General features: G+C 63.8%; 7 protein-coding genes. 4 read left to right on the forward strand and 3 right to left on the reverse strand.

Annotation, left to right across the window (positions count from 1 at the left end; genetic code table 11):
- From IGW04_RS25180 to IGW04_RS25190, 3 genes are all read left to right on the forward strand, one after another.
- On the forward strand, positions 1 to 1433 hold a 1433-nt coding region (locus IGW04_RS25180; RefSeq protein WP_194715843.1), incomplete at its 5' end, for a molybdopterin oxidoreductase family protein.
- Positions 1430 to 2275, forward strand: coding sequence for a formate dehydrogenase accessory sulfurtransferase FdhD (locus IGW04_RS25185; protein ID WP_194715844.1), 846 nt, complete (start codon positions 1430 to 1432; stop codon positions 2273 to 2275). The genes IGW04_RS25180 and IGW04_RS25185, both read left to right, overlap by 4 nt.
- A 120-nt stretch (positions 2276 to 2395) precedes the next feature.
- A complete protein-coding gene (locus IGW04_RS25190; protein ID WP_194715845.1) occupies positions 2396 to 3331 on the forward strand; it encodes a histone deacetylase family protein in 936 nt (311 codons plus the stop codon).
- Positions 3332 to 3895: 564 nt separating this feature from the next.
- On the opposite strand, the gene IGW04_RS25200 is transcribed toward IGW04_RS25190, so the two are convergent.
- Positions 3896 to 4126, reverse strand: a complete 231-nt coding sequence (locus IGW04_RS25200; RefSeq protein WP_194715847.1) for a hypothetical protein — start codon at positions 4124 to 4126, stop codon at positions 3896 to 3898.
- Here IGW04_RS25200 and IGW04_RS25205 point away from each other — a divergent pair.
- Positions 4126 to 5328 (forward strand): HPP family protein, encoded by a 1203-nt coding sequence (locus IGW04_RS25205; RefSeq protein ID WP_194715848.1) that lies wholly within the window; start codon positions 4126 to 4128, stop codon positions 5326 to 5328. The genes IGW04_RS25200 and IGW04_RS25205 overlap by 1 nt on opposite strands.
- Positions 5329 to 5388: 60 nt before the next feature.
- Here IGW04_RS25205 and IGW04_RS25210 read toward each other — a convergent pair whose 3' ends face one another.
- Complete coding sequence (locus tag IGW04_RS25210) at positions 5389 to 5826, reverse strand: PAS domain S-box protein (RefSeq protein WP_194715849.1); 438 nt, start codon at positions 5824 to 5826, stop codon at positions 5389 to 5391.
- Positions 5827 to 5912: 86 nt separating this feature from the next.
- A partial coding sequence (locus IGW04_RS25215; protein WP_194715850.1) for a CoA transferase occupies positions 5913 to 6493 on the reverse strand: 581 nt, incomplete at its 5' end.

Consider the following 6493-nt stretch of genomic DNA (forward strand, 5'->3'; position numbering starts at 1 on the left):
AGCTGAAGGCCAACGTGGCGGAATACAGCCCGGAGAAGATGGCGCCGATCTGCGGCATCGACGCCGAGACGCTGCGCTACGTGGCGCGGCTGTATGCGACCTCGAAGTCGTCGATGATCCTGTGGGGCATGGGCGTGTCGCAGCATGTGCACGGCACCGACAATGCGCGCTGCCTGATTGCGCTTGCCCTGATGACGGGCCAGATCGGCCGCCCGGGCACCGGCCTGCATCCGCTGCGCGGCCAGAACAATGTGCAGGGCGCGTCCGACGCCGGCCTGATCCCGATGATGTACCCGGACTACCAGCATGTCTCCGACCCGGCGGTGCAGGCGAGCTTCGAGCAGGCCTGGAAGCTGCCTGCCGGCACGCTGGACGGCAAGCCCGGCCTGACCGTGGTGGAAGTGATGCACGCGATCAAGCATGGCGATATCCGCGGCATGTATGTGATGGGCGAAAACCCGGCCATGTCCGATCCCGATGCGAACCATGCAAGGGAAGCGCTGGCCGCGCTGGACCACCTGGTGGTGCAGGACATCTTCCTGACCGAGACCGCTTATCTTGCCGATGTGATCCTGCCAGCCACTGCCTTCTCGGAGAAGACCGGCACCTTCACCAACACCGACCGCCTGGTGCAGATGGGACGCCAGGCCATCGACCCGCCGGGCCAGGCCAAGCCCGACCTGTGGATCATCCAGGAACTGGCGCGCCGCATCGGGCTGGACTGGGACTACGGCCATGTGTCGGAAGTCTTTGATGAGATGCGCCACACCATGCCCAGCATCGCGGGCATTACCTGGGAGCGGCTGGAACGCGACAATGCGGTGACCTATCCCTGCCGCAATGAAGGCGATCCGGGCGACCCGGTGGTGTTCGTGGACAGCTTCCCGCGCGAATCGGGGAGGGCGCGCTTTGTGCCGGCCGACATCATTCCTGCGGCAGAGCGGCCGGACCATGACTACCCGATGGTGCTGATCACGGGTCGCCAGCTGGAGCACTGGCACACCGGCAGCATGACCCGGCGCGCAACCGTGCTGGACGCACTCGAGCCGGACCCGGTGGCGCTGGTGCATCCGCTGGACCTGGCGCAGATGAATATCCTGCCCGGCGACCTGATCACGATCGAGTCGAGACGCGGCAAGGTATCGCTGTATGCGCGGGCCGACGAAGGCTCGCCGCGCGGCGGCGTGTTCGTGCCGTTCTGCTATTACGAGGCGGCGATCAACCGGCTGACCAATGCCGCCCTGGACCCGTTTGCCAAGATACCGGAGTTCAAGTACTGCGCCATCCGCATCACGCCAGGCGGCGAGGCGCCGGCCCAGAGCAGCTATGGCGGTGGCCAGGCGCTGGAAGCGGTGGAAACCAATCGGCAAGGCCGTCCGCTTGAAGGACTGCTGGTCCGGAACCGGGAAGCGGATCCGCTTTCACTGATATGAAGCATCTCCCTTTCCTGTCAAGCGCCGCTGCCACGCTGACCCACGATATCGAGGTGCTGGACGAGCGCGGCAGGGCCAGCACCATCGCGATACCGGCCGAGCGGCCGCTGACGGTGTATGTCGACAAGCGCGAGCTGGTCACGCTGATGACGCTGGGCGGCGCGCCCGAGGCGCTGGTGCTGGGCTACCTGCGCAACCAGCGCCTGGTGAAAGACATATCGGAGATCCGTTCGGTGCAGGTCGACTGGTCGGTCGATGCAGTGGCCGTCACTACGGTCAATGGCATTGCCGATATCGAGGAGCGTACTGCGCGCAAGGTGGTCACGACCGGCTGCGGCCAGGGCTCGGTGTTCGGCGGCCTGATGGATGAGGTCGACCGCATCGTGCTGTCGCCGCATGCCCGCCTGCGGCAGTCGGTGCTGTACAGCATCGTCAACACCATACGGCTCCAGCAGTCGATCTACAAGCAGGCAGGCTCGGTGCATGGCTGCGCGCTGTTCTCTTCGCGCGGCGAGCTGATCTATTTCGTCGAGGATGTAGGCCGCCATAACGCGGTGGATGCAATCTCGGGCCTGATGTGGCTCGATGGCGTGGACGGCGATGACAAGGTGTTCTATACCACCGGCCGGCTGACTTCCGAGATGGTGATCAAGGGCGCGCAGATGGGCATTCCCTTCCTGCTGTCGCGCTCGGGGACGACCGAGATGGGGCACATGGTGGCGCAGCAGCTGGGCATGTCGCTGCTGACCCGTTGTACCGGAAAGCACTTCCTGCTGCTGACCGGGAAGGAAAGAATGGTCTTCGAACCCGAGCTGCTGGAGCTGGCCGCGCATGCCCATTGACATGTACGTTTTCCGTTTTCGCCGGCCAGCAACGGGGCCAGCCGCGCCGGCGCCGGATGTTCTGGCCCTGTTAGCTAAAAGGAGGCAATGCCGGCTGCGCGAGCGCCGGCATGCATCGTCATGACCACACGTATCTATACCCATGCCGCGTGCATGGAACACAAGCCCGGCCCAGGGCATCCCGAGTCGCCCGAGCGCCTGCGCGCGGTGCTGGCAGCACTGAAGGCGCCGGGCTTCGAAGCCCTGCAGTGGCAGGATGCGCCGCTGGGAACGCGGGAACAGGTTGCGCTCATCCATGACGCCGATTTCATCGACCAGATCATGGACAATGCGCCGAGCCGGGGTTACCTGGTGCTGGATGGCGGCGACACCGTGATGTCGCCCGGTTCGCTGGAAGCGGTGATGCGCTGCGTTGGCGCCGCATGCGCCGGCGTCGATGCCGTCATGGCCGGCGAAGTGGACAATGTATTCTGCGCCACCCGCCCATGCGGCCACCATGCCGAGCCAGACCGTGCTATGGGCTTCTGCGTCTTCAACCAGGCCGCGATCGCCGCGGCCCATGCAGCCGATCGCTACGGCCTGTCACGGGTCGCCGTCGTGGACTTCGATGTGCACCATGGAAACGGCACCCAGGCCGCCTTCTTCGACAAGCCGGGCATGTTCTACGCATCCAGCCACCAATCGCCGTTTTATCCCGGCACCGGGAGCCGCAACGAAACCGGCGTCGACCACAATATCGTGAACCTGCCGCTGGCGCGTGGCTGCGACTCCGCCCAGTTCAGGGCCAGGAGCGAGGCCGAGATCCTGCCGGCATTGCGTGACTTTGCGCCGGAATTCCTGATCATTTCCGCGGGCTTCGATGCCCACCACCTGGACCCGCTGGCTTCGCTTGAACTGCAGGATGACGATTTTCGCTGGATAACCGATGAGCTGATGCGGATCGCGGATGCCAGTTGCAAGGGCCGTGTCGTGTCGGTACTGGAAGGGGGATATAGCATGGAAGGCCTGGCCAACGGCACGGCCGCGCATGTGCGGCGGCTGATGTCCGCGGCCTAGCTTCTGCAGCATGACAAGTTGGGAGCGATGGCGGGGAACGGGCCGGCATCGAATGCGATCAGACGTTTGTAGTCAGACATTAGATAAAAGGAGACGATCATGGCGGCATGTCCGAAGTGCAATGGCAGCGGCATACTTCAGTGTCACAGATGCAAGGGGACAGGGAAGGTCGCGAAGGAAAACAGCGAGGCAATCGTCAACATGGCGCCCGGCGCCAACCCGGAACCGGTCAGGTGTCCTTCCTGCCACGGTGTCGGCACCGAGCCCTGTTCACGCTGCGACGGATCTGGCGTGGTTCACTGCTAGCGGGCATTGCGCCGCAAGGCGCGGCGATTGCAGCTTGCACCTGCAGGCATGAGCCGAAAGAGCAGCAGGCCAGAACCGATCCATCGGTGTTTGTGCCCGCAACGCGGGCACGTTGAAGCCCACGCTTTCCCGGCGTGGGCTTTTTGCTTGCCGCCGCATGCTGCCGCGGTTTGGACCCGTTTGCGGTCAGCGGGAGCAGCGAACATTGTTCAATTTTTTCATGCTTGACCATGGTCAATGTGACAAACGGCCCTGGTTTCATAAAATGATTTCCGCCAGTGAAGTGAAACGGCCGCACCATCCTTGGTCGACGCCGGCGCTGCGGCCAGCCATGGCGATCGCGAAACCCTTGTTCTGCAACGGCTGTGAACGCAACCTGCCGCTGCCTGCTCGCAGGGTTTCCATCGGCGACAAGCTGCGGGCGGCCGGCACGGCATCTTCAATCTGTCCGCTAGCTTCTGACGCCCTGTTTTTCAAAAAGAACACCAATGAAAATCGAATTCCTGTCCAGCCTATTGCCCGCTCCGGGAACGACCGACCGTTTCGAGCGGATGCGCGCCTGTGCGGGCGCCTTGTTCGGCCTTATTCTTACCGGCCTGTGCACCTACGCGGTCCTTCCCGATCCCGCCAATGCGATGCTGCTGATCGCGCCGATGGGCGCCTCTGCCGTGCTGCTGTTCGCCGTGCCGGCCAGTCCGCTGGCGCAGCCCTGGTCCATCATCGGCGGCAATCTGGTCGCCGCCTTCATCGGCGTGACCTGCGCCAAGCTGATCGGCACGCCGCTGCTGGCCGCTGCGCTGGCCGCATCGCTTGCGATCGGCGCGATGTTCCTGCTGCGCTGCCTTCATCCACCCAGCGGCGCGGTAGCGCTGACCGCGGTGCTGGGCGGTCCCGCGATCCATGCAATGGGCTACCAGTTCATCTTCTATCCGGTTGCACTGAATTCGCTGCTGTTGCTGGGCACGGCGCTGTTCTACAACAATGCCACCGGCCGGCGCTATCCGCATCGGGTGCAGGCCGACCCGGCAACCCGGCACGAGACCAGGGACCCGATCCCGACTGCCCGCCTTGGCATCACGAGCGACGACCTTGACGCCGTGCTGGCGCGCTATAACCAGGTGCTCGACATCAGCCGTGAAGACCTGCAGGCCATCCTCGTGGAAACCGAGATGCAGGCTTATCAGCGGCGCTTCGGCATCACCCGCTGCGCCGATGTGATGTCGCGCGACGTGCGCAGCGTCCTGTTCGGCAGCGAATTGCAGGAGGCGTGGGACATGCTGCACAAGCACCGGCTGACCGCATTGCCTGTGATTGATCGCGGCAACCGGGTGGTGGGCATCATCACCAAGGCCGATTTCATTGCGCATGCCAAGGCCGACCGGTATGCGCGGCTCGGACGCGGTCTGCAGAGCCTGCTGCAGCCGATACGCCACACCCACTCGATCAAGCCGGAAGTCGTGGGCCAGATCATGCATAAGGACGTGTGCACTGCCTATCAGGAACAGCCTGTGGTGGAACTGGTGCCGCTGATGTCCGACGCCGGCCTGCATTCCATTCCCGTCGTGGATGAGGAGCGCCGGCTGGTGGGCATGATCACCCAGTCCGACATGATTGCCACCCTGTACGAGAAGAACCTCGGCCAGCCGGCGCGCGGCGCCAGGCTGGCCGCGATATCGAATTCAGGCCGCTGACCCAGGCCTGTAGAACAACAAGCGCCCGCTGACCGCGGGCGTTTTTTCACAAGGCTCTCTTCACACTGCCTGCTTCTGGCCTGCTTCCAGTTCGGCGATGCGCTTGCGCATGTCGCGCTCATCGGACCAGCGCTGTGTTTCATCACGCACGACGGCGACGATGGCCGACACCTTGTGGTCCGGCGTATAGAGTATCGCGACCGTGAACGCTATCGACAGCGGCCGGCCTTCCTTGTGCAGGGCAGGCACCCGCAGCAGGTCATGGCCATAGCGGGTCTGGCCGGTGTCCATGGTCTTGTGATAGCCGTCCCAATGACGCTGCCGCTGGCGTTCCGGAATGATCAGATCGAGCGACTTGCCGATTGCTTCCTCCTCGGTAAACCCGAATATCCGCTCGGCTGCGGCATTCCAGAAAATGATGTTGCCGCCGGCGTCGGCCACCACCACGCCGTCGCCTATGGTTTTAAGCAATTGCTCGAAGTCGATGGATGCTTCCATGTTTCCTTCCCTGTGTGCTGATAAAAAAACGTCCGGCCCCCTGTCGGAAGCCGGACGCGATTCTGGAGATAAGCTCAGGAGGCTGCTTAGACCGCCTTGGCCTCGTGCATCGCGGCGATCTGCTGCGAACTGTAGCCCAGCTCTTCCAGCACCTCGTCGGTATGCTGGCCCAGCAGCGGCGAGGCCGTCACTTCCGGCTTCAGGTCGGAGAACTTGATCGGGCTGCCGATGGTGAAGTACGAGCCGCGCACCGGATGGTCCACTTCCACGATCGAGCCCGACTTGCGCAGCGACTCGTCACGCAGCAGTTCCTTCATCGACAGCACCGGCGCGCACGGAATGTCGAACTTGCGGAACACGTTCACCGCCTCGAACTTGGTCTTGTCCTTGATGAAGTCCTCGATCGTGGCAAAGATCTCGTCGATGTGCGGCTGGCGTGCCTTCGGCGTGGTGTAGGCCGGGTCGGTCTTCCATTCCGGCTTGCCCAGCGCGTCGCAGATCGGCTCCCACGCATGGCCCTGCACCGTGAAGTAGATGTACGCGTTCGGGTCGGTCTCCCAGCCCTTGCACTTCAGGATCCAGCCCGGCTGGCCGCCGCCGCCGGCATTGCCGCCGCGCGGCGTGACCTTGTCGGCGAACGCTTCCATCTCGTGCGGATACTGCGGAT

Source organism: Noviherbaspirillum soli, from assembly GCF_015352955.1.
Lineage (GTDB): Bacteria > Pseudomonadota > Gammaproteobacteria > Burkholderiales > Burkholderiaceae_D > Noviherbaspirillum_A > Noviherbaspirillum_A soli.